Origin of the sequence: Streptomyces sp. CA2R106, from assembly GCF_037034245.1 — a bacterium.
Lineage (GTDB): Bacteria > Actinomycetota > Actinomycetes > Streptomycetales > Streptomycetaceae > Actinacidiphila.
The window spans coordinates 85,386-108,050 of record NZ_JBAGKC010000008.1 but is presented as its reverse complement, the minus strand read 5'-3'; the positions used below and the strand labels follow the sequence as shown (position 1 = coordinate 108,050).

Annotated in this window: 25 protein-coding genes; 15 read left to right on the top strand and 10 right to left on the bottom strand. The window is 73.6% G+C overall.

The genetic code is table 11. The features are described 5' to 3' along the window. Positions 1-326 precede the first annotated feature (326 nt). The 3 genes from WA788_RS14395 to WA788_RS14385 are packed head-to-tail and all read right to left on the bottom strand — an operon-like array spanning position 327 to position 2,921. Positions 327-1,043 (bottom strand): type 1 glutamine amidotransferase, encoded by a 717-nt coding sequence (locus tag WA788_RS14395; RefSeq protein ID WP_335977160.1) that lies wholly within the window; start codon positions 1,041-1,043, stop codon positions 327-329. Between the two features lie 58 nt (positions 1,044-1,101). Next, the gene (locus WA788_RS14390; protein ID WP_335977158.1) at positions 1,102-2,262 is read right to left on the bottom strand and encodes a sensor histidine kinase; all 1,161 of its coding nucleotides are present in this window, start codon (positions 2,260-2,262) and stop codon (positions 1,102-1,104) included. Then, positions 2,259-2,921 carry a response regulator transcription factor gene (locus WA788_RS14385; RefSeq protein ID WP_335977156.1) on the bottom strand — a complete coding sequence of 221 codons (663 nt, stop codon included), beginning with the start codon at positions 2,919-2,921 and terminating at the stop codon, positions 2,259-2,261. Before WA788_RS14385 ends, WA788_RS14390 begins: the two co-directional genes overlap by 4 nt. Before the next feature lie 224 nt (positions 2,922-3,145). Between WA788_RS14385 and WA788_RS14380 the strand changes: the two genes are divergently transcribed. The 9 genes from WA788_RS14380 (at position 3,146) to WA788_RS14340 (ending at position 11,975) form a co-directional block, all read left to right on the top strand. Continuing rightward, the gene (locus tag WA788_RS14380) at positions 3,146-4,069 is read left to right on the top strand and encodes an ATP-binding cassette domain-containing protein (protein WP_335977154.1); all 924 of its coding nucleotides are present in this window, start codon (positions 3,146-3,148) and stop codon (positions 4,067-4,069) included. Next, positions 4,066-5,595 carry an ABC transporter permease subunit gene (locus WA788_RS14375; RefSeq protein WP_335977151.1) on the top strand — a complete coding sequence of 510 codons (1,530 nt, stop codon included), beginning with the start codon at positions 4,066-4,068 and terminating at the stop codon, positions 5,593-5,595. Before WA788_RS14380 ends, WA788_RS14375 begins: the two co-directional genes overlap by 4 nt. A gap of 5 nt (positions 5,596-5,600) precedes the next feature. Then, positions 5,601-6,383, top strand: a complete 783-nt coding sequence (locus tag WA788_RS14370) for an ABC transporter permease (protein ID WP_335977149.1) — start codon at positions 5,601-5,603, stop codon at positions 6,381-6,383. A 157-nt stretch (positions 6,384-6,540) separates the two neighbouring features. Then, positions 6,541-7,725 (top strand): ABC transporter ATP-binding protein, encoded by a 1,185-nt coding sequence (locus WA788_RS14365; RefSeq protein ID WP_335977147.1) that lies wholly within the window; start codon positions 6,541-6,543, stop codon positions 7,723-7,725. Further along, positions 7,722-8,471 carry an ABC transporter permease gene (locus tag WA788_RS14360; protein WP_335977145.1) on the top strand — a complete coding sequence of 250 codons (750 nt, stop codon included), beginning with the start codon at positions 7,722-7,724 and terminating at the stop codon, positions 8,469-8,471. The genes WA788_RS14365 and WA788_RS14360 overlap by 4 nt, the downstream gene beginning before the upstream one ends. 14 nt (positions 8,472-8,485) lie before the next feature. Beyond that, on the top strand, positions 8,486-9,136 hold the full coding sequence (locus WA788_RS14355) for an ABC transporter permease (RefSeq protein WP_435126296.1): 651 nt from the start codon (positions 8,486-8,488) through the stop codon (positions 9,134-9,136). A gap of 141 nt (positions 9,137-9,277) precedes the next feature. Continuing rightward, complete coding sequence (locus WA788_RS14350; protein WP_335977142.1) at positions 9,278-10,744, top strand: serine/threonine-protein kinase; 1,467 nt, start codon at positions 9,278-9,280, stop codon at positions 10,742-10,744. A 3-nt stretch (positions 10,745-10,747) separates the two neighbouring features. Then, complete coding sequence (locus tag WA788_RS14345; protein WP_335977139.1) at positions 10,748-11,398, top strand: PQQ-binding-like beta-propeller repeat protein; 651 nt, start codon at positions 10,748-10,750, stop codon at positions 11,396-11,398. Positions 11,399-11,441: 43 nt separating this feature from the next. After that, a complete protein-coding gene (locus tag WA788_RS14340; protein WP_335977137.1) occupies positions 11,442-11,975 on the top strand; it encodes a DinB family protein in 534 nt (177 codons plus the stop codon). Here the strand turns inward: WA788_RS14340 and WA788_RS14335 are convergent. The 3 genes from WA788_RS14335 to WA788_RS14325 all read right to left on the bottom strand — a co-directional run bounded on the left by WA788_RS14335 (position 11,972) and on the right by WA788_RS14325 (position 14,211). After that, positions 11,972-12,478 carry a DUF1990 family protein gene (locus tag WA788_RS14335; protein ID WP_335977135.1) on the bottom strand — a complete coding sequence of 169 codons (507 nt, stop codon included), beginning with the start codon at positions 12,476-12,478 and terminating at the stop codon, positions 11,972-11,974. The genes WA788_RS14340 and WA788_RS14335 overlap by 4 nt on opposite strands. Positions 12,479-12,535: 57 nt before the next feature. Continuing rightward, positions 12,536-13,525 (bottom strand): aldo/keto reductase, encoded by a 990-nt coding sequence (locus tag WA788_RS14330; RefSeq protein ID WP_335977134.1) that lies wholly within the window; start codon positions 13,523-13,525, stop codon positions 12,536-12,538. A gap of 92 nt (positions 13,526-13,617) precedes the next feature. After that, positions 13,618-14,211, bottom strand: a complete 594-nt coding sequence (locus tag WA788_RS14325) for a flavodoxin family protein (RefSeq protein ID WP_335977131.1) — start codon at positions 14,209-14,211, stop codon at positions 13,618-13,620. 194 nt (positions 14,212-14,405) lie between these two features. On the opposite strand from WA788_RS14325, the gene WA788_RS14320 reads away from it, so the two are divergent. Next, positions 14,406-15,137, top strand: coding sequence for a TetR/AcrR family transcriptional regulator (locus WA788_RS14320; protein WP_335977129.1), 732 nt, complete (start codon positions 14,406-14,408; stop codon positions 15,135-15,137). 173 nt (positions 15,138-15,310) lie between these two features. Here the strand turns inward: WA788_RS14320 and WA788_RS14315 are convergent, their stop codons facing one another. Next, positions 15,311-16,192 (bottom strand): helix-turn-helix domain-containing protein, encoded by an 882-nt coding sequence (locus WA788_RS14315; RefSeq protein WP_443034039.1) that lies wholly within the window; start codon positions 16,190-16,192, stop codon positions 15,311-15,313. A gap of 198 nt (positions 16,193-16,390) precedes the next feature. Between WA788_RS14315 and WA788_RS14310 the strand changes: the two genes are divergently transcribed. Continuing rightward, positions 16,391-17,194 carry an SDR family oxidoreductase gene (locus WA788_RS14310; protein ID WP_335977123.1) on the top strand — a complete coding sequence of 268 codons (804 nt, stop codon included), beginning with the start codon at positions 16,391-16,393 and terminating at the stop codon, positions 17,192-17,194. Here WA788_RS14310 and WA788_RS14305 read toward each other — a convergent pair. Beyond that, positions 17,191-18,048, bottom strand: a complete 858-nt coding sequence (locus WA788_RS14305; RefSeq protein WP_335977120.1) for an SDR family NAD(P)-dependent oxidoreductase — start codon at positions 18,046-18,048, stop codon at positions 17,191-17,193. The genes WA788_RS14310 and WA788_RS14305 overlap by 4 nt on opposite strands. A gap of 197 nt (positions 18,049-18,245) precedes the next feature. Here WA788_RS14305 and WA788_RS14300 point away from each other — a divergent pair, with 197 nt between their 5' ends. Together WA788_RS14300 and WA788_RS14295 are read left to right on the top strand one after the other, a co-directional pair. Next, positions 18,246-19,154 (top strand): helix-turn-helix transcriptional regulator, encoded by a 909-nt coding sequence (locus tag WA788_RS14300; protein WP_335977119.1) that lies wholly within the window; start codon positions 18,246-18,248, stop codon positions 19,152-19,154. Positions 19,155-19,296: 142 nt separating this feature from the next. Further along, positions 19,297-19,836, top strand: a complete 540-nt coding sequence (locus tag WA788_RS14295) for a class IV adenylate cyclase (protein ID WP_335977117.1) — start codon at positions 19,297-19,299, stop codon at positions 19,834-19,836. Positions 19,837-19,923: 87 nt separating this feature from the next. On the opposite strand, the gene WA788_RS14290 is transcribed toward WA788_RS14295, so the two are convergent. Both WA788_RS14290 and WA788_RS14285 read right to left on the bottom strand, forming a co-directional pair. Continuing rightward, on the bottom strand, positions 19,924-20,553 hold the full coding sequence (locus WA788_RS14290; protein WP_335977115.1) for a hypothetical protein: 630 nt from the start codon (positions 20,551-20,553) through the stop codon (positions 19,924-19,926). Further along, positions 20,550-21,146 (bottom strand): DUF6907 domain-containing protein, encoded by a 597-nt coding sequence (locus WA788_RS14285; protein ID WP_335977113.1) that lies wholly within the window; start codon positions 21,144-21,146, stop codon positions 20,550-20,552. The genes WA788_RS14290 and WA788_RS14285 overlap by 4 nt, the downstream gene beginning before the upstream one ends. Before the next feature lie 441 nt (positions 21,147-21,587). Here WA788_RS14285 and WA788_RS14280 point away from each other — a divergent pair, with 441 nt between their 5' ends. Next, positions 21,588-22,451 (top strand): helix-turn-helix domain-containing protein, encoded by an 864-nt coding sequence (locus tag WA788_RS14280; protein WP_335977111.1) that lies wholly within the window; start codon positions 21,588-21,590, stop codon positions 22,449-22,451. Next, complete coding sequence (locus WA788_RS14275; RefSeq protein ID WP_335977109.1) at positions 22,430-22,645, top strand: DUF397 domain-containing protein; 216 nt, start codon at positions 22,430-22,432, stop codon at positions 22,643-22,645. The genes WA788_RS14280 and WA788_RS14275 overlap by 22 nt, the downstream gene beginning before the upstream one ends. The last annotated feature ends 20 nt before the right edge of the window (positions 22,646-22,665 follow it).

Here is a 22,665-nt window from a genome sequence, read left to right as displayed (position 1 = left end):
TACGCGCCTTCGGCGGATGGTGTGGCGAAGCACGCGGTTTTCGGCGTGGCGATTTCACGTCGGGCACCGGAACGGACGGCAGCCGGGCCGGCAACCACGGGGGGAGCCGCCGGCCCGGCCGGTCTTTCGGGCCGCGGCCCTGGTCGGGTGCCGGCCGCGCGTGTCGATCGACGTTCGGCACAATCCTGGACTTCACCGCCCGCCCCCGTCAACAGGAGTGAATCGGACAGTCGTTGCGTTTCATTCTGGCTAAAAATCTCCGCCGCGCCGCCCCGGGGGACGCCCGGGAATGCCCGGCCGGACGCCCGGGGGGATGCCCAGCAGCGTCACGCCGCGGTGGTGGCCGCGTGGTGGGCGAAGCGCAGGGCCACCTTCTGCCAGACGGCCGCCGCGGCGGCGTCGGCGGCCAGGGCGTCGCGGTGCAGGGTGTCGCGGTCGGCGCCGAGGCGGGCCAGGCGGTCGGGGTCCCAGTGGGCGATGCGGTCGGCGGCCGCCTCGGGGTGGAACTGGACGCCCCACGCGCTGCCGCCGAGCCGGAACGCCTGGTAGGGGCAGCCCTCGGTGGAGGCGAGCCAGGTGGCGCCCGGGGGCAGGGCGGTGATGGCGTCCACGTGGTTCTCGATGGCGTGCGGGCGGCTCGGCAACCCCGTGAACAGCGGGTCGTCCGCCGCTTCCTGACGTAGCGTCAGTTCCACGTCGCCGACCTCGGGCCGGCCGTGCTCGCCGCGCACCGCGCCCCCGCCCACCTGGGCGAGCAACTGGCCGCCCAGGCAGATCCCGAACACCGGAAGGCCGAACTCCAGGGCCTCGCCGGCCAGTTCACGGGTGCGCGCGAGCCAGGGCGCGCGAGCGTCGTCGTCCGGGAGGTAGCCGCCGCCGAGGACCACCAGCGCCTGGTAGCGCGGCCGCAGCCGCTCCGGCAGCGGGTCGCCCGCGTAGCCGTGCACGACCTCCAGCGTCAGCCCGCCCTCGTACAGCCACCGCTCCCACCGCCCCGGCCCGCCGGTCGGGGTGTTCTGCACCACCAGTGCCGTCACCGTCATGCCGTGACCTGCCCTTCCACTGCCGTTCGCCGTCCGTTCCCCCCATCCAAGCCCATCCTCACCGCGCCTTCGCAGCCGGGCCGGGCGGGAAGTCGACGCGTACGGTGAGGCCGCCGCCGGGGTGCGGGGTGAGGGTGAGGGCCGCGCCGTGGGCGGTGGTGGCGGCGCGGACGATGGCCAGGCCCAGCCCGTGGCCGTGCCGGTGCGCGCCGGTGCGCGCGGTGCCCAGCCGCTGGAAGGGCTCGAAGAGGCGGTCGACCTCCTCCGGCGGCACGACCGTCCCGGAGTTGGCGACTTCGACGTGGCCCCCGCCGCCGGGGGAGCCGCCGGTGCGGACGCGGACGTGGCCGCCGGGGTGGTTGTGGCGCAGCGCGTTGCCCACGAGGTTGTCCAGCAGGAGGTCGGCCAGGCCCCGGTCGCCGCGTACCGGCGCCGGGCCGAGGCCGGCCGCCACCTCGACGTCCAGGCCGGCGGCCTCCTCGCCGTGGCGGGCCAGCACCTCCGCCGCGACCTCCGCGAGGTCGACGTCCTCCCACTGCCGCACCCCGCGCTCCCCGGTGGCGAGCGCGAACAGCGCCTCCATCAGCCGGGCCTGCCGCGCCCCGAGCAGCAGCGCCTGCTCGCACGCCTCCCGCAGCGCCGCCGCGTCGGCGCCGGGATCGGCCAACACGACCTGGAGCAGGGTGCGTTCGGCCGCCAGTGGTGTGCGCAGCTCGTGCGAGGCGTTCGCCACGAAGTGCCGCTGGGCCTGGAAGGACGCCTCCAGCCGGGCGAACAGGTCGTCCAGGGTCTGCCCGAGCTGTGTGAACTCGTCGCCCGAGCTGCGGATCGCCAGCCGCCGCCCGAGGCCGGCCGCGGACATCTCCCCGGCGGCCGCGGTGATCGTCCGCAGCGGCCGGAGCAGCCGCCCGGACAGCAGCCAGCCCAGCGCCACCGACAGGGCCACCAGTGCCACCAGCGCGACCGCGGACCCGGTGACGTACTGCCGCATGTCGCGGCCGTGCTGGGTCTCCGCCAGCGAGGGGCCGTACCCGGGCGGGTGCGGGGCCGCTGCCGCGGTGCCGGGCGCGCGGATGGTCGAGGTCGACCCCACGAACAGGTTGGGGATGGCGAGCAGGACCGTACCGGAGAGCAGGAAGAGGCCGCCGTAGAGCACGGCGAGCCGCATCCGCACCGTACGGGGCCACGGCAGCGGCCGGACCGCCCGCACCGCCGTCACGACTCCTCGATCCGGTAGCCGCCCTCGCGGACGGTCTCGATCAGCGGCGGCTCGCCCAACTTCAGCCGCAGCCGCCGCACGGTGGTCTTCACGGTGGTCGTGAACGGGTCGGCGGCCTCGTCCCACACCCGGTCCAGCAGCTCTTCCGCGGAGACGGCCGCGCCGCGCGCCCCGAGCAGGCACTCCAGCAGCGCGAACTCCTTCGGGCTCAGGTCGAGTCGGCGCCCGGCGCGGAAGGCGGTCCGCCGGGCGGGGTCCAACCGCACTCCGCCGGCGGTGAGCACCGGCGGCAGCGCCGGCGTCGAACGGCGGCCCAACGCCCGGACCCGCGCGACCAGTTCGGCGAAGTCGAACGGCTTGGGCAGGTAGTCGTCGGCGCCCAGCGCGAGGCCGTCCACCCGGTCGCTGACCGCCGCCGCCGCGGTCAGCATCAGCACTCGGCTGTGGGCGGGGCCCGCCGCCAGGCCGCGGCAGATCTCGTCGCCGTGCACCCCCGGCAGGTCCCGGTCGAGGACCACCACGTCGTACCGGGTCACGGCCAGCCGCTCCAGTGCCTGCGGGCCGTCCAGCGCCACGTCCACCGCCATGCCCTCGCGGCGCAGCCCGGTCGCCACCGCCGTCGCCAGCACCTCGAAGTCCTCGACCACCAGCACTCTCATGTGTCCACGATGCCAGCCGCCCGGTGTCAGGGAGGTGTCGGCGGGGCTGGGGGTGGCGGCGGGGTGACGGTGGGGAGTTGGGGTGGCGGCGGGGCGGTGTCAGGGAGGTGTCGGTCGGCGGCACCGGGGCGGCACCGGGGGCGCCGTAGAACCGGTGCCGATGCCGTACGGGCACGCCGCCGGAGGGCGGGGGCGGGCGTGCGGCCGGGAAAGGAGCCGTGGCGATGGGCGAGGCGGGGGTGGCGGTGCGGGGCCTGCGCAAGCGGTACGGGCCGACTGTGGCGCTGGACGGGATGGACTTCACCGTGGTGCCGGGCCGGGTCACCGGCTTCGTGGGGCCGAACGGCGCCGGGAAGTCGACCACGATGCGGGTGGTGCTGGGCCTGGCCGCCGCGGACGAGGGCACCGCGCTGATCGGCGGGCGGCCCTACCGCGCACTGCGGCGGCCGATGACGCGGGTCGGCGCGCTGCTGGACGCCGCCGCTCTCCAGCCGGGCCGCCTCGCGCGCAACCACCTGCTGTGGCTGGCTCGTTCGCAGGGCATCGGCGCGCGCCGGGTGGACGAGGTGCTCGGGCAGGTCGGGCTGGCCGCGGTCGCGGGGCGCCGCGCGGGCGGCTTCTCGCTCGGGATGCGGCAGCGGCTGGGCATTGCCTCGGCACTGCTCGGCGACCCGGGGGTGCTGATGATGGACGAGCCGTTCAACGGCATGGACCCCGAGGGCATCGTCTGGCTGCGCGGACTGCTGCGCGGTCTCGCCGCCGAGGGGCGGGCGGTGCTGATCTCCACCCACCTGATGGGTGAACTCCAGGGCGCGGCCGACCACTTGGTGGTGGCCGGCCGCGGCCGGGTCGTCGCGGACGCGGCCGTGGCCGAACTGCTGGCCGCCGCGTCGGACGGCGGGCACGTCACGCTGCGGACCCCGCGGCCGGACCTGGCCGCAGGCGTCCTCACCGCGGCGGGCGGCACCGCGACCCCGGGCGGCGCCGGCGTTCTGCGCGTGGCCGGCCTGGCCGCGCGGGAAGTCGTCGCGCGCCTCACCGACGCGGGCGTGGCGTTCACCGAAGTGACCGCGCACCGGGCCACGTTGGAGGACGTGTACCTGCGACTGACCAGGGCGGAAGCGGAGTTCACGGGGGAGCGGTCATGAGCGGCCTGTGGTCGGCGGTGCGCGCCGAGTGGACGAAGCTGCGCACCGTACGCGGCTGGGTCGTCGCCCTGGTGGCGGCGGTCGCGGTGACCGTGGGCATCGGGTACGCCTCGGCGACCGGGACCCGCTCCGGCGGCTGCCCCGGGATGCGGGTGTGCGGGCCGCCGAAGGGCCCGGGCGGGGTGGCCGTGGTGGACACGTTCACCTTCGTGCACCGGCCGCTGGGCCCGCACGGCACCCTCACCGCGCGGATCACCTCGCTGACCGGACGGCTCGCCGCGCCGGACGACGGCGCGCCCGACCTGGAGGCGTGGGCCAAGGCGGGCCTGATCGTGCGGGACGGCACCGCGCAGGGCCGTACGTACGCGGCCGTCATGGCCACCGGCGGCCACGGGGTGCGGGTGCAGAGCGACTTCACGCACGACACGGCGGGTCCGCAGGTGCCCACTCCGTCGGCCGCCGCGCCGCGCTGGCTGCGGCTGACCCGCGCGGGCGCGACCGTCACCGCCTTCACCTCGTCCGACGGCGCGCACTGGACGAGGGTCGCCGCCGCGACGCTGCCCGGCCTGCCCGCGACCGCTCAGGTCGGGCTCTTCGCCACCGCCCCGGAGCGCGTGGCGGTGGACCGGCACGCCGTCGGCTCGGCGGCGACGAGCGAACCGACCCGTGCCACAGCGGAGTTCGACCGGGTGACGCTGAGCGGTGCCGAGCCGGCGGGCGTACCGGACACGGGTGGCTGGCGTACCACCGTCGTCGGCGCCGACCCGGTCGCCGCCGCCGGCTCCGGGGCCGCCCGGCGCGCGCTGCCCGGCGGTGCGGCGTTCACCGTCCGCGGCTCCGGCGACATCGCGCCCGCCGTCGGGGGAGAGGCGTTCGGGGCCCGGAGCGTGGAACGCGGGCTGGCCGGCACGTTCGCGGGGCTGCTCGTCCTGGTGGTGCTCGGCACCTCCTTCGCCACCGCGGAATACCGGCGCGGCCTGATCCGCACCACCCTCGCGGCCCAGCCGCACCGCGGCACCGTCCTCGCGGCCAAGGCGGTGGTGGTCGGCGCGGCCGCCTTCGCCGCCGGGCTCGCCGCCGCCGCGCTGTCGCTCGCGCTCACCACCCGCCGCCTGCACGCCGAAGGGGTCTTCGTCCTCCCGGCGAGCACCGCTACGCAGGCGCGGGTGGTGGTCGGCACCGCGCTGCTCCTCGCGCTGTCCGCGGTGCTCGCGCTGGCCGTGGGCGTGGTGCTGCGCCGGGCGGCCGGTGCGGTCGCCGCGGTCGTCGCCGGGGTGGTGCTGCCCTACCTCCTGGTGCTGACCGCGCTGCCGGACGCCGCCGCCCGGTGGGTGCTGCGGCTCACCCCGGCGGCCGCGTTCGCCGTGCAGCAGACGTTGGTCCGCTACCGGCAGGTCGCGGGCCTCTACACGGCGTCGGAGGGCTACTACCCGCTGGCGCCGTGGGCGGGGCTGGCGGTCCTCCTCGGCTGGACCGCGGCCGTGCTCACCGCCGCGTACGCGCTGCTGCGCCGGAGGGACGGGTGAACGCCGTGGACGGGCGCCTCCGGTGCGGGGCGCTGCGGGACGCGGTCCGCGCGGAGTGGACCAAGGCACGCACGTCCCCCGCCACGTGGCCGCTGCTCGGCGTGCTCGTGGTGCTGACCGTCGCGGTCGGTGCGCTGGCCGCCGGGTCGGTGGACGGCCGTCCCGGGACGGCCGCGGCCAAAACCGCGCTGACCGGGGTGCACCTCGGGCTGGCGGTGGCCGCGGTGCTCGGGGCGGGGGCGCTGGCGGGCGAGCACGCCACCGGGATGCTGGGCAGCACCTTCGCCGCGGTGCCGGGCCGGGGCACCGTACTGGCCGCGAAGGCGGTGGTGCTGGTGGGCCTGGTGCTGCCCGCGGCCCTGCTGGCGGTCGGCGGTTCGCTGCTGGCCGGACGGCTGCTGCTGCCCGCCGCCGCCCGGCCCGGACTGTCCCTGGCCGACGGTCCGGTGCTGCGTGCGGCGGCCGGTTCGGCGGTGTGCGTGGTGCTGGTCGCGCTGCTCGCGCTCGGTACGGCCGCGGTCGTACGGGACCCGGGCGCGTCGGTCGGCTGCGTCCTCGCGCTGCTGTACCTCTTCCCGGTGGCGGCGGCGCTGGTGGACGACCCGGTGTGGCAGCGGCGGTTGGTGCGGGTCGGGCCGGCCAGTGCGGGGCTGGGGGTGCGGACCACCGTGCCGGACGCGGTGCGGGCGCTGCCGATCGGGCCGTGGGCCGGGCTCGCGGTGGCGGCGGGATGGGCGGCGGGCGCGCTGCTCGCCGGGGTGTGGGCGCTGCGCGCCCGGGACGTGTGACGTAGGGTCCGCGGTACGTACCGGGGCATAAGACCGGCCGTCCTGGCCGGATTCAAACTGTTGTCATACTGCCGGTCTAGACTCTGCCCGCGACGGCTGTGCGCGCGTGCCCGGGAGCAGGCCGCAGCGATGCCAATCCCGGAGGGGACACGGACTTTTGATACAGATCGAGTCGATAACCAAGCGGTATCCCGACGGCACCACCGCGGTCGACAACCTGTCGTTGGAGATACCGGACAACGCCATCACCGTGCTGGTCGGCCCCTCGGGCTGCGGCAAGACCACCACCATGCGGATGATCAACCGCATGGTGGAGCCGAGTTCGGGGCGCATCCTGATCGACGGCGCCGACATCCACCAGCAGCCGGTCAACGCGCTGCGCCGGTCGATGGGCTACGTCATCCAGAACGCGGGCCTCTTCCAGCACCGTACGATCCTGGACAACATCGCCACCGTCCCGCGCATGCTCGGCTGGGACAAGAACCGGGCCCGCAGCCGCGCGTCGGAGCTGATGGAGCGGGTCGGCCTGGACTCCTCGCTCGCCAAGCGCTATCCCTACCAGCTCTCCGGCGGCCAGCAGCAGCGCGTCGGGGTGGCCCGGGCGCTCGCCGCGGACCCGCCGGTGCTGCTGATGGACGAGCCGTTCTCCGCCGTCGACCCGATCGTCCGCAAGGTACTTCAAGCCGAACTCCTGCGTATCCAGGAGGAGTTGGGCAAGACCATCGTCTTCGTCACGCATGACATCGACGAGGCGATCCGGCTCGGCGACATGATCGCGGTGCTGCGGACCGGCGGCCGGCTGGCGCAGTTCGCGCCGCCGGACGAGCTGCTGTCCCGCCCGGCCGACGACTTCGTCGAGGACTTCCTCGGCACCGACCGCGGGGTGCGGCGGCTGTCGTTCTTCACCTCCGCGGGCCTGGAGCTCACCACCGCGCCCGTGGTCTCGGTCGACACCACGCCCGCGCAGATCGCGGAGCGGGCCGCCGCCGAGGTGCCCTACCTGCTGGTCACCGGCGCCGACGGCAAGCCGCTGGGCTGGGCCGAGCCGAAGTACCTCGCGGGCGGCGGGAAGAGCCTGTCGGCCGACCAACTCATCAGCTACGGGCGGCCGTTCGAGTTCGGCCGCGAGTCGCTGCGGGACGCGCTGGACTGCGCGGTGCTCTCGCCCACCGGCTGGGCGGTCGCCGTGGACGGCGACGGGCGCGTGGTCGGCGTCACCTCGCAGGCGACGATCGGCGCGGCGATCCGCAGTGCGCACGCCGAGCGCGGCGGGAACCACGGCAAGCGCGGCAAGCAGAACAAGAGCGGGCAGGACGCCGGCCCGGTGCAGGTCGCCCGATGAGCAGCGGCGGCAACGGGTTCTTCGACCTCCCCAGCGACCTCCAGCACTCCTACGCCGGGCTGATCGGCATCCACCTGGAGGAGTCGCTGATCCCGGTCGCGATCGGACTGGCGGTGTCGCTGCCGCTGGCCCAGGCGTGCGTGCGGTTCCGCTGGCTCTACCCGCCGGTGCTGTGGGTCACCACGATCCTGTACGCCATCCCGTCGATCGCGTTCTTCGTCTTCCTGATCGACTACACCGGCGACAGCGCGACCACGGTGATCATCCCGCTGACCGTCTACAGTCTGGTGATCCTGCTGCCGTCGATCGTCGACGGCGTCAGATCGGTGCCCCCGGAAACGCTCGCCGCCGCCGAGGCGATGGGCTTCAACTCCTTCCAGCGCTACTTCCAGGTGCAGCTGCCCATGGCGGTGCCCGCGATCTTCGCCGGGCTGCGGGTGGCGACGGTCTCCAGCATCAGCCTGGTCAGCGTCGGCACGATCATCGGCAACCAGGGCGGGCTCGGCAACCTGCTCGGGGACGCGCTCGCCTACCACCGCTCCAACCTCGCGGTCACGTCCGTGGTGTCGATCGCGGTGCTCGGCGTCGTCATGGACCTGCTGCTGATCGGCCTGCGCACGCTGCTCACGCCGTGGATGCCGCGCGGGCGCAAGGCGGCGAAGCGGGCGAGCCTGGCGGCGGCCGTCGAGTCCGACGGTCCGGCCCGGTCCGAGCACCCGGCCCAGCTGGAAGGCGCGGCCAAGTGAACATCTTCCACTTCATGAACGTCTTCTTCAGCGACGGCGCCCACTGGCACGGGTACGCGGGCGTCCCGCACCGCCTGGAGGAGCACCTCGGCTACACCTTCGAGGCGCTGGCCATCGCGGCCGTCATCGCGCTGCCGATCGGCCTCATCACCGGCCACACCGGGCGCGGCGGCAACGCCCTCGCGCTGGTGGCCACCGCGGGCCGCGCACTGCCCAGTTACGGCCTGCTGGTGCTGATGTTCTTCTGGCTGGGCATCGGCCTGGTCCCGGTGATGATCCCGCTGGTCGCACTCGCGGTCCCGCCGATCCTGGTCACCTCCTACGAGGCGATCCGCACCGTGGACCCGGCGCCGGTGGACGCCGCCCGCGGCATGGGCATGGGCCCCGCGGCGGTCCTCTTCCAGGTCGAACTGCCCGCGGCGCTCCCGCTGATCATCAGCGGGTTCCGCTCCGCGGCCATCCAGGTCGTCTCGACCGCGGCCATCGCCGCGACCGTCAGCCTCGGCGGTCTCGGCCGCTACATCGTGGACGGGCTCTACCAGCGCAACTACGCCACCGTGGTCGGCGGCGCCACGCTGATCGCGCTGCTCGCCCTGGCCATGGTCGGGTTGATCTGGCTGGTCGAGCGGGCCGTGGTCTCCCCCGGGGTGCGGCGCAGCAACTGACCTTCCCCCTCCCGCAGTTCCCGGGCCGGCTCGCCATCCTGTGCGAGCCGGCCCGTGCGTTGGGACGCGTGGGACACGCGAGGTCCGTTACGGTGCGGAGTTGGGTGGGGCAACGGGGGACCGGTACGGAGGGAAACAGCGGTGCGCGTCATAGCGGACAGATACGAACTCGTGGCGTTCGTGGGCCGGGGCGGGATGGGGGAGGTGTGGGAGGGCCGGGACCGGGTGATCGGCCGCCGGGTCGCGGTCAAGCTGCTGCCGGACCACCAACACGGCCTCGCCGCCGACCTGTTCTTCCGTGAGGCGCGCACGGCGGGCGGACTCAGCCACCGCGGTGTCGTCACCGTGCACGACATGGGCCGCGACCCGGCAGACGGCACGCTCTACCTCGTCATGGAGTACGTCACCGGGCGCGACCTCGCGGTCGTCCTGCACGAGGACGGTCCGCCGCCGCCCGCGGTGAGCGTCGAGTGGGCCGCGCAGACCGCTGCCGCGCTGGGCGCCGCCCATGGGGCGGGCGTGGTGCACCGGGACCTCAAGCCGGCGAACCTGATGCTGACCGACGGCGGCGAGGTGAAGGTCCTCGACTTCGGCATCGCCCGCTTCATGGCCGCCACGGACAAGTCCAGCCAGGTCATGGGCACGCTGGCGTACATGGCGCCGGAACGGTTCGCCGAGCAGTCCGGGGACGCGCGCAGCGACCTGTACGCGTTCGGCTGCGTGCTGCACGAACTGCTCACCGGGAAGCCGCCGTTCCCGATGGGCGACCCGGTGTCGCTGATGACCGCGCATCTCACCAGGCCGCCGCAGGCGCCGAGTTCGCTGCGCACCGGGGTGCCCACGGCGCTCGACGCGCTGGTGCTGCGGCTGCTGGCGAAGGACCCGGCCGACCGTCCGCAGTCGGCGGCCGCCGTTCATGACGAGCTGCGGGCGCTGGACCTGGCGGCGGTGCCGACGCCCACCGCGCCCGATGTGCCCACGGCCCCCGCCGCTCCCGCCGCGCCCCCGTCCCCGTACGCACCGGGCGGTTCGGTCCAGCCGCGTGCGCCGCACCACCTGCCGACCCAGACCCGCGGCCCGTCGGCACCGCCCGCCGCCCCGGGGCCCGGCGGGGCTTCGGCACCCGAGGCGCCCGGGACGCTCGGGCGGCGCCGCGCCCTGAAGTTCGGTCTGGGCGCGGCCGTCCTGGCGGCCGGCGGCATCGGGGCCGCCCTGATCCCTGACGGCACCTCGTCCACGCCCAAGCAGAAGGTGAAGCCGTGGGCCTACTACGAGGAATCGATCCACAGCGATGATCCGCCCCGGTTCACCGTGGCCGACGGCACCCTGTACGTCTCCACCGAGGAGACCATCGTCGCCCTGGACGCCCGCACCGGACACACGCGCTGGAAGGGTCCTGCCGACTTCTCCCGGGAGTACCGGTTCCGCGACCCCCTGGCGGCCGGTGGCGGGGTGGTGTGCGCGGGCGGGCAGATCGGCAGCACGTACGGCCTGGGCGCGCTGGACGCGACGGGCAAGAAGAAGTGGTTCTGCACCTTCGGCGACTCCGAGCACGCGCCGGTCGTGGCCGGCGGGACCGTCTACTTCACGGCGGACGGCCACGCGTAAGCCGTGCACGCGGCCACCGGCCGGAAGGTGTGGGACCACCCGCTGGGGGACAAGGACTCCGGCGGGTTGGCGGTGGCCGACGGCACGGTGTACGTCAACGGTGACAAGGCCCTGCACGCGCTCGACGCGGCCGGCGGCACCAAGAAGTGGGACTTCCCGCTCAGCCTCGGAACGCGCTCCGACGCGCCGCCTGTCGTGTCCGGCGGAGTCGTGTACGTCCTCGACGACTCCACGGACCTCTATGCGCTCCATGCCACCCGGGGCACCAAGAAGTGGTCGCTCCAGTACAACGGGCAGAGCATCCGCGCGGCGGGCGACACGCTCTACCTCACCGGCGGCGACGATGTGGGGAACGGACTGGTCCACGCGCTCGACGCGTTGACGGGGAAGCGGAAGTGGGGCCATGCGGTGAAGACCAGCCAGGAGTACCCCACGCAGATCGCACTGGCGGATGACCTGGTCTTCGTCGCCGACACCTCGGACAAGGACGGCACCGTCTACGCCATCGACGCCGGCAACGGCTCCCAGCGCTGGTCCACGACGATGCTGGAGAAGGTGGGGAGCGACATGGCGGCCGCCTACGGTTTCGTCTACGCCTCTATCAGCGGCCGGGTGATGGCCCTCGACGCCGCCACCGGGGCGTTCACCGTGTGACACCGCGGCGGGACTGTCACACCCCCGCGCTAGCCTGCCGGGCATGACGGGTAGCACGGGTAGCAAGGGAAGCGCCGAAATCGGCGCCCTGAAAGCGGCGTTGGACGGCCAGCGGAAGCACGTACTGGGGATTCTCGACGGGCTCTCGGAGGAGGAGCTGCGGCGGGCGGCGCTGCCCAGCGGGTGGAGCTGCCTGGCGCTGGTGCGGCATCTGACCGTGGACGTCGAGCTGTTCTGGTTCGCCGGGGTGGTCGCGGGGGCGCCGGACGTGGCGGGGCAGCTCGCGGCGGGCGCGCGGCCGCACTGGTCCGTCCCCGAGGGGATGGGCGCCGCGGAGGTCTTCGCGGAGTACCGCGCGGCCATCGACCGGGCGGACGCCGTCCTGGCCGCGGCCCGCCCCGAACAGCCCCTCGCCGCCTGGCCGGTGGAGCTGTGGCCGGACTGGCGGCTGCCCGACGTACGGCACGTGCTCATCCACGTCCTCACCGAAGTCGCCTGCCACTGCGGCCACTTGGACGCGGCCCGCGAACTGTCCGACGGCACCGCCTGGCTCCCCGGCAACCCCTACGCGCCCTAGCCTCCCCCACACGCCCGGCGCAGCGCCCTCCCGTACAGGTGGGCCATGGCGCGCTGCCCGCACCGGCCGAGGGGGCCGGCCGTACGCAGCCACCACGCGGCCGGGCGGCTGTACGCCCGCACCGTCAACTCCGCGGCGCCGTCCGGGAGTCGGCGGATCACGAAGGACTCCTCGCCGCACTCCGGGTGCCCGGGCAGCGTCCCGTAGGCGAAGCCCGCGCGATCGGGCTCCGCGACCGTCCACACCACCTCGCACGGCGCCCGTACCGGCCCCCACCGCAGCTCCACCCGCACCCCCGGCGCGGCCGCCGGCGTCCCCGCGGGCACCCTCATCCCCGGTGTCCCGCGGTGTATCCCCCACCTGGACAGCACCCGCACCGCGTCCTCGTACGCCCCGCCCCCGAGCCGCGTCCGCACCGTGAGCGCCCGGAACCCCTCGGGCGCCGCCGCTCCCTTCGTCATCCCCACGGCGTCGTACGTCACACCGGCACGTGTCCCGCTCATACGCCGATCGAACTGCCCCTCGCCCCGGGACGCAAGCTCCCCTGCCCGGGACGGGGATCAGGTCCAGGTCGGCACGTTGCCGCCGGCGTAGCGGGCGCCGAAGCCGCCGTGGGGGAGGATCGCGTCGATGGCCGCGAGGTCGGCGTCGGTGAGGGTGAGGTCGGCGGCGCCCACGTTCTCGTCGATGCGCTGCGGGCTGCGGGTGCCGGGGATGGGCACGACGTGCTCGCCGCGGGTCAGGAGCCAGGCCAGGGCGAGCTGGGAGACGGTGGCGCCCTTGGCCGCCGCGAGGGCGGCGAGCTGTTCGACGGCTTCGAGGTTCTTCTCGAAGTTGCCGGGCTGCCAGCGCGGGTCGGCGTTGCGGATGTCGTTGCCCTCGTACCGGCCGGCGGGCCTGGCGGTGCCGGTGATGAAGCCGCGGCCGAGGGGCGAGTAGGCGACGAAGCCGATGCCGAGGTCGGCCAGGACCGGGAAGAGCTGCTCGACGTCCCGTTCGAACAGGGAGTACTCGGTCTGGAGGACGGAGACCGGCTGCACGGCGTGCGCCCTGCGGATCGTCTCGGGTCCGGCCTCGCTGAGTCCGAAGTACTTCACCTTGCCCGCGTCGATCAGCTCCCCGACGGTGCCCGCGACCTCCTCGACGGGCACCTCGGGGTCGACGCGGTGCTGGTAGAAGACGTCGATGTGGTCCACGCCGAGGTAGCGCAGGCTGTTGTCGGCGACCTTGCGGATGGTGGCGGGCCGGCTGTCGAGTCGGACGCCGATCTGCTCGGGCGGGACCGACATGTCGACGCCGAACTTGGTGGCCAGCACCACGTCGTCGCGGAAGTCCCGGACCGCTTTGCCGACCAGGATCTCGTTGGAGCCGGTGCCCCAGCCGTACATCTCGGCGGTGTCGAAGAAGGTCACGCCCTGTTCGTGGGCGCGGCGGAGGGCGGCGACGCCGGCCTCCTCGTCGGCGGGTCCGTAGGCCATCGTCAGGCCCATCGCGCCGTAGCCGATCGCCGAGACCTCCAGGCCCTGGCTGCCGAGCGTCCGGGTGTGCATGGTGCGCTCCTTCGATGAAGTGTGGTCTGAAGTGCGGTCTGAAGTGTGGTTTGAAGTGCGGTTCGTGGACGGACAGGTCGGTGCGGGCCGGGTCAGCGCGCGTGGGTCGCGGCGGCCAGTCCGGCGCGGTGGATGCGGGTCTGCTCGGCGACGCGCCGGCCGAGGTGGCGGGCGGTGCTGAGGTCCGCGTCATGGACGTCGGGGGTGTCGTTGAAGCTCTGCGCGCCGGCGCCGAGGTAGAAGCCGAGGCGGTTGTCGTCCTCGGGGCCGGACGTGGTGGTGTTCCAGCCCGGCAGGAGGTTCAGGCTCACCCAGAGCATCCCGTGCTGGGCCGCCAGGAGCGAGAGGTACTGCAAGGTGTGCAGCTTGTCGCCGCTCATGGAGCCGGAGTTGGTGAATCCCGCGGCGAGCTTGTCGCTCCAGGCGCGGGACATCCAGCGCTTGCTGGTGGCCTCGGCGAAGGTGTGGAACGCCCCGGACGCGGTGCCCATGTAGGTGGGGGTGCCGAAGATGATGCCGTCCGCGGCGTCCATCAGGTCCCAGTCGGCGTCGCTGAGGGCGGCGACGTCCACGCGGTGGACCTGTGTCCCGGCCACGGAGTGGGCGCCGTCCGCGACGGCGGTGGCGAGCTGCGCGGTGTGGCCGTAGCCGGAGTGCGACGCGATGACGATCGAGATGTCGGACATGGGGGTGTTCCTCTCCTGCCGCGGTGGCGGCGTGTGCGGTGGTGCCTCGGCGGGGGCGGGCGGCCCCGGCCGGGGCGCGGGGCATGCCGAGCCCCGCGGACCGGTGGCGCCCGCCATCAGGCCGGTATCGCCGTTCCGCTAAGAACAGTAGCACCGATATAACGTCGGTATGCAAAATCGGGTATCGTTGTTCCATGGACGAGGGACGACGCGCCGCGCGGCGCCAGGTACTACAGGTGGCGGCCAAGCTCCTGGAGGAGGGCGGCAGCGAAGCGGTCTCCACGCGGGCGGTCGCCGCGGCCGCGGGCATCACGGCCCCCGCGCTCTACCGGATGTTCGACGACAAGGACGGCCTCCTGGTCGAACTGGCCGCCTACGGCTTCGAGATGTACCTCGCCGAGAAGGAGGAGGCGCTGGCGCTGACCCCGCACGACCCGGTCGCCGACCTCTACCGCGGCTGGGACCTGCACGTCGACTTCGGGCTGCGGCACCCCGCGTTCTACATGCTCATGTACGGCACGGTGCGGCCCGGGCAGCGTCCCCCCGCCGCGGACGAGGCGCACGCCCTGCTGGTGGGGGTGCTGCGCCGCGCGGCCGAGGCCGGGCGGCTCCGGGTCCCGGTGGAGCAGGCGACCCGCGTCATCCACGCGGCGACGACGGGTGCCGCGCTGGCGCTGATCGGCGAACCGCCCGCGCAGCGGGACCTGACCACGTCGGCACGGCTGCGGGACACCGTCATCGCCTCCGTCACCACCGACGCGCCCGCCGCGTCCGGGTCGGACCTGGCCTCGCGCGCGCTCGCCCTCGACGCGGCGCTGGAAACCGCGCCCACCGCCGAACCGCCCGCCGCCGCGGGCGCCGGGGCGCCCCTGAGATCCACGGAGACGGCTCTGCTGCGCGAATGGCTCCGGCAGCTGGCGGGCTGAGCCGCCCGCGCGCCCCGGGGCAGGTGCGGCCCGCACCCGACGACGGCGAGCAACCCCACCGAGGGGCGCGGGGAACTGCGCGACCAGCCCTCCACCGGGCGGCACCCGGCCGACAAGCAGAGACCCCCGCGGCGGGGAGCCGCAGCCCACCGGGCGCACCCGGGACCGCCCCCTCAGCCGAGCGCGGGAGCCCCGGTCGGCGGCTTCCCCTGGCCGGCCGCCCAAGATGCCAGGAGCACCAGATTGCCCGCGGTCGGTGTGCCGGCGGGCGCGGTGTAGACGTTCAGGTGCAGGCCGGGGTCGGCGGGCAGCTCCATCGACTCGACGTCCAGGTCGAGCCGGCCCACCACCGGATGGTGCAGGCGCTTGTGCCCGGACCGGTGGAGCCGGACGTCCTGGGACGCCCACCGCTGCCGGAACAGCTCGCTGCGCGTGGACAATTCACCGACCAGGGCGACCAGTTCCCCGTCGCGCGGATCGCGGCCGGCTTCCATGCGCAGTTTCGCGGCCACATCGCGGGCGATCCGGTCGTAGTCGACGAAGAACGCGCGGGCCGCATCGGATTCCAGATAAACGAACCGCGCGGTGTTCGCCGGCCGCCGCGTGTCGGCGAGCACCGGTGAATACAGCGCGCGGGCCAGGTGATTCGTGGCCAGTACGTCATAACGGCCGTTGCAGATCCATGCCGGCGCGTCGGTGAGCGCGTCGAGCACCTGCTGAAGCGCCCGGCGCACCGTCACCGCGGGCCGCCGGCGGTGCGGACCGCCCGGCGCCCGGGACTGCCGCGCGAGGTGGAACAGGTGGTCGCGCTCGGCCTCGTCGAGCTGCAAGGCGGTGGCCAACGCGTCGAGCACCTCGTCGGAGGCACTGGTCAGGCTGCCGCGCTCCATCCGCACGTAGTAGTCGACCGACACCCCCGCCAGGAGGGCCACCTCTTCCCGGCGCAGCCCCTTGACCCGGCGGTTGCCGCCGTGAGCGGCCAGCCCGGCCCGCTCGGGCGCGATCCGCGCGCGGCGCGACGTCAGGAATTCCTTGATCTCGGTACGCGGATCGATGCTGGCCACCGCTTCACCATAAGCCCTGCCCGCAGGCGGAGACAGGCCCTGCCAGTGCCCCTTTCGGCAACGCACCCCGTACCCGCGGCAATGCGCCTTCGGGCAAGGGGGAATCGGCAGTTCCCCGAACAGCAGGGCCTCCCGGCCGCCCGCAATACGTGCCTAGGCTGCGGAGACCGATTCCGAGGACGGAGACCCATGGCAGACAACCAATTCACCGCGCACGCAGACCTATTCGACCTGACGGGGAAGTCCGCACTTGTCACGGGCGGCACCAAGGGGATCGGGCTGATGATCGCGCGCGGCCTGCTCCAGGCCGGCGCCCGCGTCGTCATCAGCTCACGCACCCCGGACGCGTGCGCGCGGGCACAACAGGAACTGTCGGCGTTCGGCGACGTCCAGGCCATCCCCGCCGATCTGTCCCGGCACGACGAGTGCCGGCGCCTCGCCGATCTCGTCACGGCCGACGCGGAACGCCTGGACATCCTCGTCAACAACGCGGGCGCGATGTGGCGCGAGCCGCTGGAGACGTTCCCGGACGAGGCGTGGGACACGGTGATCGACCTCAACCTCAAGTCGCCGTTCTGGCTGGTGCAGGCGCTGCTGCCCGCACTTCGCCGGGCGGGCACCGCCGACGACCCCGCGCGGGTCGTCAACATCGGCAGCATCGCCGCCATCCACGTCGCCGAGTCGCCCAACTACTCCTACGCCAGCAGCAAAGCGGGGCTCCACCAGCTCACCCGGGTGCTCGCCAGGGAACTGGGCCCCCAGCACGTCACGGTCAACGCGGTGGCCCCGGGGCCCTTCCCGTCGCACATGATGGCGGCCACGCTCGAGGCCGTCGGCGACACGATCGCGGCGAAGGCCCCCCTGCGCCGGCTCGGCCGCGACGACGACATGGCAGGTGTCGCCGTCTTCCTCGCCAGCCGGGCCGGGCGCTACCTCACCGGCACCGTCATCCCGGTCGACGGCGGCATCGCCACGACCGCGACGGGCACCTAGGCGGCGGCCTCCGTATCGTCAGCGTCGTCGCAGGCGGTGGCGGCGGACTTGTCCTGCCAGGCCGCGAGGTCGGCCTGAAGGCTGCGGATCTTCACCTGCTGGCGTTCGATCGCGTCGCGCCCGAGCGCCAGGTGCCCGGGGAGTTCGTCCCCGCAGGTGACCTCGTGGATCAGGGCGGCGCCCTTGGCGGGGTCGCCGAGCTGGGTGTGGTTGGCGGTGCCGGCCCAGTCCAGGGTGGCGTGCGCGGGCGTGCCGTCGTAGGCGGGGATGCGCCGGGCCGCGGTCGACAGGGAGCTGGTGTCGAGGAAGTCGGTGCGGAAGACACCGGGTTCCACGACCATGCTCTGGATGCCGAACGGCGCCAGCTCCACCGCGAGGGCCTCGCCGATGCCGGCCACCGCGAACTTCGAGGCGTTGTACATACTCACCCCGGGCTCCCCCTCGAACCCGGAGCGGGAGCCGATGTGCACGATCTTCCCCGCCCCGGCCGCGCGCATGACGGGCAGGACGGCGCGGGTCATGGCGATCAGCCCGAAGACGTTGAGGTCGAACAGGGCACGCGCCTCGGCGTCCGTGACCTCCTCCAGCGCACCCAGCAGGCCGCGGCCCGCGTTGTTGACGAGGACGTCGACCGTCCCGAAGCGCCGCACCGCCGCTTCCACGGCTGCGGTGATCTCCTCGCTCCGGGTGACGTCGAGGGTGACGCCGAGGACGCGGTCGGAGCCGAGCAGGTCGGCCGGCAGTCTCCGCGGGTTGCGGGCCGCGGCCACGACCGTGTCGCCGCCCCGCAGCGCGGCCCGCGCGATCTCCAGCCCCAGCCCTCGGGACGCACCGGTGATGAACCATGTCGACATGAGATTCCTCCCTGTTCCTCTGTCCTGTTCCTCTGTTCGGACGCTGCCCCGACCGCCACTCCCGGCGGCGGGGACGGCTTCCACCGAACCAGCTTTGAGCAGGCAGAAGAGGGCGCAGGAGGGCCCGCCTGATCGGGGGAGGAACTGGGCCACCTTCCAGCTCCCCGCGGCGCCGGCGCGTGCGCGACCCTGGAGGGATGGACCGTGAGCACCCCGACAGCGCACCGATGGCGGAATTCCTCCGCTCCGCCCGCTCGCGCCTCACCCCGCGGGAAGCCGGGCTCGACGACCCGGGCGGGGGCCGGCGCCGGGTGTCCGGCCTGCGCCGGGAGGAGCTCGCCCGGCTGGCCGGTGTGAGCGTGGACTACTACACGCGGCTCGAACAGGGCCGCAGCCGCAGCGCCTCGGCGGAGGTCCTCGACGCGCTCGCCACCGCCCTGCACCTGGACGACGCCGAGCGCAGCCACCTGCACACGCTCGGGCGGCCCCGGTCCTGGCCCGCCCGGCGCCGCCGCCCCCGCCCCCAGCAGGTCCACCGCGCCACCTGGGACCTGCTGGACGCCCTCCAGCAGACCTGCCGCCCCGCCTTCGTCCTCGGGCGGCGCCTTGACGTGCTGGCCCACAACCAGCTCGCCGGGCGCCTGATCACCGAGTTCCGCGCGCTGCCCGCGGCCGAGCGGAACCAGGCCCGCTTCGTCTTCCTCGACCCGCACGCGCGCGAGCTGTACCGGGACTGGGCCGGCGTCGCCGCGGACACCGCGGCCATGCTCCGCCTCGACGCGGGCCGCCACCCGGACGACCCCGGCCTGAGCGCCCTGGTCGGCGAGCTGTCCATCCGCAGCGAGGAGTTCCGCCGCTTCTGGTCGGACCACAAGGTGCACCGCCGCACGACCGGCACCAAGGACTACCACCACCCGCTCGTCGGCGACCTCACCGTCACCTACCAGGCCCTCACTCCAGGGGACGACCTGGACCAGACCCTCTTCGTCTACGCCACCGAACCCGGCAGCCCCTCCGAGACCTCGCTGCGCCTGCTGTCCCAATGGACGAACGCGTCAGCGCGCACCGGAGCCGCCGCAGCCAAGTCCCCAGCGCCGCACGACTGAGGAACCCGAGCGAGTGGTGGCGCTCCCACCCCGCAGCGGCCCGCCCGGTCGGCGTGGTGTGCTGGCCGTACGGCGCCTCGGAACCGCCCGGCGCCGTTGCGAGGGGGACCCCAAGCCCCCAAGCCCACAGGAGGAAGCTGCGATGAGCACGACCGCGATCGAGTTCGAGGCGAAGGCCCTCGGGATCGACCCCGACGAGATCCGCGCCAGGCTGCTGGCGGCCGGTGCCGAGCACACCGGGGACCGGCTCCAGCGCCGGTACGTGTACGACATCCCCGGCGGCCCGGGGACGTGGGTGCGGCTGCGCGCCAACGGTGAGACCGCGACGCTGTGCGTGAAGGAGATCCTGAGCGACGCGATCGACGGGGTGCGGGAGACCGAGACGACCGTGGGCGACTTCGACGCCACGCACGCGATCCTCGGCAAGCTCGGCTACCTGCCGAAGGCGTACCAGGAGAACCGGCGTTCGTCGTGGACCCTGCTCGGCGCGGCCGTCGAGATCGACCACTGGCCGCTCATTCCGCCCTACCTGGAGATCGAGGGGACCAGCGGCGAGCACGTCCACGAGGTGGCGGCGGCCCTCGGGCTGCCCGCGCACGAGCTCACCAGCGAGAACACGACCGCCGTCTACCGCCGTTACGGCATCGACCTCGACACGATCCCCCGGCTCACCTTCGAGTGAGGGAGAGGGACCGGTCTGCGTTCAAGGACGCCGAGGTGCGGCGGCTCGGGCGGGAGTACGGCGGGGGCCGGTGAAGGGGTGGCCCGGTCAGAGGGTGGTGGGGGTGCAGTGGTGGAGGCGGACGGAGAGTTGGGCCGCGAGGAGCCAGGGGGTGAGGGGGTCGTCGTAGGGGAGGAGGGCCGGGCCGAGGGGGACCGGGCGCGGGGAGGCGGGATCGGGGGAGGGGGCGAAGAGCATGCCGTGGGCGCCGGCGACCTCGGGGGAGGCGACGCGGTAGACGGCGTGGCCGCGCCGCAGGTACGGGCACAGGCGCAGCGAGACCAGCGCGCAGGGCCGGCAGATCGGCGGATGGGTGGCGCCCATCTCCTCCGGCCACCCCGGCCAGTCGTCCCGGTCGTCCCCGAGCAGCCAGAGCACACCCTCGGCGTCGCGGTCCGCCGGCTCCGCGCACACCTGGCACAGCAGCAACCGCATCGCGCGCCGCTGCCGCGCCGGGTGCACGGCGCCGAACGACGGCTTCCCGCGCCCCCGCGCCAGACCCGAGCGCATCCACAACACCCCTTCCGCGTCCCGGTCGTGGGGCACCTCGTCGCGGTAGGCGATGCCGCGCCCGTCCGCCCGCAGCACCACCGGCCCGGCCGACCGCTCCTCCGCGCTCCAGGTCGCGATGTACGGCACGGTGGGTGCCGGCTGCCGCGGCGGCTGCGAGGCGTTCACGCGCACCCCCCGAAGTCCCCGGCGGCGGGGCGTACGGCCAGCCCGCCCGCACCCTCCTCCTCGTCGTGCGCCGCCGCCCAGTCCGCCCGCGCCCCCAGCAGCGCCGGGTGCACCTCGTACGCCAACCGGTCCGCCTGCGCCCGCAGTTGCTCCGCCAGCGCCAGCACGTCCGCCGGGCCCAACTCGCTCAGCCAGCACTCCGGCGTGACGTTCACCGTCACCGTCGGCACCCGCGGCTCCGGGTCCGCCGCGTACGGCACGCAGTCGATGCTGCCGCACAGCAGGTGCAGGGTCCCCGGCTCCCCGCCGTCCTGCCCGGTCCGCCGCACCCCCCGCAGCGTCTGCCCGTCGAAGTCCGCGTAGTGGTGGACGTCCACCAGCCGCGCCGCCAAGTGCTCGATCGGCACGTCCACTTCGCTCGGGTCCTCCGCCGCCCACGGCGGCAGGTATCCGCTCACGGTGTGCCGACTCGTCGTCGTGATGCGCCACTTGCGTGCCTGCGGCGCCTCAGCAAGCGGTAAAGCCTCGCTCCCGTCCTTGCCGGGCTGCCCCAGCAACGGGAACGGCCCGCCCTCTACGGTGGTGGGTTCCATGTGCAATTTCCCTTTCTGCGCGATCTCTTTCGAAGTGAGCTTTACGAGCCAACGGGTGGGCCTGCCCATGACGGGCGAGGGCTCGCTTTCCGTGCCTTCCCCCGGGTGCCCTACGCGTAGTTCCCGGGCCCGGCAGGCGGCTTCCGCCGAGGCGATCTCGGAGGGGCGCGCCTGCCGTACGCTGCACGGTTCCGCCGCCCACAGCCCCCGGTTCCCCGGCCGCTGAAGGGAGAGTGACCACGCGGTACTACGCATCACCTGGCCTACGTCCCCGGTCCGGGTGTCCACCACCCAGGTGCCCTCGCCGTACGGCATGGCTCCCTCCCGGGGTTCCGTGTCGTCCACGCTCTGTGCCCGACCCCTCACAGAGTGGCCGAAGAAGCACTAGCTTCGGAAGCGTCAACGGCCTACATCGGCACGGTAGAGAGGTTGGTTTGCCGCATGACCGAGCCCAAACAACTGGACCCGTTTGAGAGCCCCTACGCGTTCTACGGTTCGGAGCTTCGGCGGCTGCGGGAAGCAGCGGGCCTCACTCAAGAGCGTTTGGGCAAACGGGTGTTCGTCTCGGCCGCGTACATCGGGCAGATCGAAACGGCCATCCGCAAGCCCCAACTGGAGTTGTCGGTACGCCTCGACGACGCACTCGGCTCGGGCAAGCATCTGTACAACCTGTGTGTGATGGCCCAGAAGTCCAAGCCGCTGCACGCCGGCGGGCATGCCAGCTACTTCGCGGAGGCCGCGTTCCACGAGGCTCGCGCCTCGGCGATCGCGGAGTATGCGCCCACGCTGGTGCCCGGGTTGCTCCAGACGGAGTCGTACATCCGGGCAGTGATCAAGGCGGCCCTCCCGCTCGCTCAGCCTGAGACGGTCGAGCTACTCGTTAAGGCGCAACGTGAACGAGCGGCGTTGTTGGACGACCCGTCCAAGCCGGAGTTCTGGGCGATCCTGCATGAGGCTGTAATTCGGGTTCCGGTTGGAGGATCAAGCGTCATGGCTGAGCAACTGCGTTCGATCGTCGCGCGGGCACGAGCCGGGCGGATCATCGTGCAGGTGCTGCGTTTTGAAGACGGTGCCCACGCGATGATGGCCGGGATGGTGTCGCTGATGTCCTTCGAAGATGCCCCCGACCTGGCATATACCGAAGGCGTTCATTCCGGACAAATCATCGATGAGAACGAAGTTGTTGGCCGCTACTGGAGGTCGTACGATCTCGCCAGGGCTGTCGCACTCTCACCTGATGCGTCCCTGGCCCTCCTCGACTCGGCGGCTGAGGAGTACGCGCGATGTACACCACCCCTGACCTGACTGCGGCTGTGTGGCGTAAGTCGTCCTACAGCAATGGCACCGGCGGTAGCTGTGTGGAGGTCGCTGACGACTTCCCGGGCCTCGTCCCCGTCCGTGATTCGAAGGACCCCCAGGGCCCCGCGCTGGCCTTTTCCGCGGACGCGTGGACGTCGTTCGTATCCGCCGTGCGGGCGGGGGAGTTCCCGACCGTCTGACCGTGGCCGGAACGCCCTCT

Coding starts and splice junctions, on each gene's coding strand:
- WA788_RS14335 (WP_335977135.1), bottom strand. CDS start 12,478: ATGAGCGGGACACGTGCCGGTGTGACGTACGACGCCGTGGGGATGACG.
- WA788_RS14395 (WP_335977160.1), bottom strand. CDS start 1,043: ATGACGGTGACGGCACTGGTGGTGCAGAACACCCCGACCGGCGGGCCG.
- WA788_RS14320 (WP_335977129.1), top strand. CDS start 14,406: ATGGACGAGGGACGACGCGCCGCGCGGCGCCAGGTACTACAGGTGGCG.
- WA788_RS14305 (WP_335977120.1), bottom strand. CDS start 18,048: ATGTCGACATGGTTCATCACCGGTGCGTCCCGAGGGCTGGGGCTGGAG.
- WA788_RS14275 (WP_335977109.1), top strand. CDS start 22,430: ATGTACACCACCCCTGACCTGACTGCGGCTGTGTGGCGTAAGTCGTCC.
- WA788_RS14355 (WP_435126296.1), top strand. CDS start 8,486: ATGAACGTCTTCTTCAGCGACGGCGCCCACTGGCACGGGTACGCGGGC.
- WA788_RS14330 (WP_335977134.1), bottom strand. CDS start 13,525: ATGCACACCCGGACGCTCGGCAGCCAGGGCCTGGAGGTCTCGGCGATC.
- WA788_RS14300 (WP_335977119.1), top strand. CDS start 18,246: ATGGACCGTGAGCACCCCGACAGCGCACCGATGGCGGAATTCCTCCGC.
- WA788_RS14280 (WP_335977111.1), top strand. CDS start 21,588: ATGACCGAGCCCAAACAACTGGACCCGTTTGAGAGCCCCTACGCGTTC.
- WA788_RS14385 (WP_335977156.1), bottom strand. CDS start 2,921: ATGAGAGTGCTGGTGGTCGAGGACTTCGAGGTGCTGGCGACGGCGGTG.
- WA788_RS14310 (WP_335977123.1), top strand. CDS start 16,391: ATGGCAGACAACCAATTCACCGCGCACGCAGACCTATTCGACCTGACG.
- WA788_RS14340 (WP_335977137.1), top strand. CDS start 11,442: ATGACGGGTAGCACGGGTAGCAAGGGAAGCGCCGAAATCGGCGCCCTG.
- WA788_RS14295 (WP_335977117.1), top strand. CDS start 19,297: ATGAGCACGACCGCGATCGAGTTCGAGGCGAAGGCCCTCGGGATCGAC.
- WA788_RS14285 (WP_335977113.1), bottom strand. CDS start 21,146: ATGGAACCCACCACCGTAGAGGGCGGGCCGTTCCCGTTGCTGGGGCAG.
- WA788_RS14325 (WP_335977131.1), bottom strand. CDS start 14,211: ATGTCCGACATCTCGATCGTCATCGCGTCGCACTCCGGCTACGGCCAC.
- WA788_RS14375 (WP_335977151.1), top strand. CDS start 4,066: ATGAGCGGCCTGTGGTCGGCGGTGCGCGCCGAGTGGACGAAGCTGCGC.
- WA788_RS14380 (WP_335977154.1), top strand. CDS start 3,146: ATGGGCGAGGCGGGGGTGGCGGTGCGGGGCCTGCGCAAGCGGTACGGG.
- WA788_RS14360 (WP_335977145.1), top strand. CDS start 7,722: ATGAGCAGCGGCGGCAACGGGTTCTTCGACCTCCCCAGCGACCTCCAG.